We start from the raw sequence: 538 nt of genomic DNA on the forward strand, positions 1-538 counted from the left end.
CAGCTTGTTCCGGATTGTTAAAGAGCAGTATTTCGCAGCATACTTCATGCACCTTCACCCGCAGGTGTTGGCGTATCAGTGTGCTCTGAAATAAATAAAGAAAAACCAGACAATCTCTCATTTCGCGGCGCGAAATGGTGGAGCTAAGCGGGATCGAACCGCTGACCCCCTGCGTGCAAAGCAGGTGCTCTCCCAGCTGAGCTATAGCCCCAAGTCGTTTCTAACCCTTTAGTATCGCGTTGCTTCTTTTCAACACGTAAAGCCACGCATCAATGATGAATACGAAGCCTTATCTTTTGAAAGAGGATTTAACTCGATAGCCCATTCGTTTCCAGGCAAGGCGTGGGGTCACGAAGTTTATAATAATAAACGAGTGGCGCCGCAACGCAGCATGGGAAGGAATGGTAGGCCTGAGTGGACTCGAACCACCGACCTCACCCTTATCAGGGGTGCGCTCTAACCACCTGAGCTACAAGCCTATAGAAGGTTTTTCTTGCTCAATACTGTTATCAGACAATCTGTGTGGACACGTCACTCA

Annotated in this window: 2 tRNA genes; both read right to left on the minus strand. The window is 48.7% G+C overall.

The features are described 5' to 3' along the window. Positions 1–135 precede the first annotated feature (135 nt). Positions 136–211 (minus strand) — tRNA-Ala (locus tag HB631_RS26790). 191 nt (positions 212–402) lie between these two features. Further along, positions 403–479 (minus strand) — tRNA-Ile (locus tag HB631_RS26795). Positions 480–538: the final 59 nt, after the last annotated feature.

The sequence above is a fragment of the Sodalis sp. dw_96 genome, assembly GCF_018449575.1.
GTDB lineage: Bacteria > Pseudomonadota > Gammaproteobacteria > Enterobacterales > Enterobacteriaceae > Acerihabitans.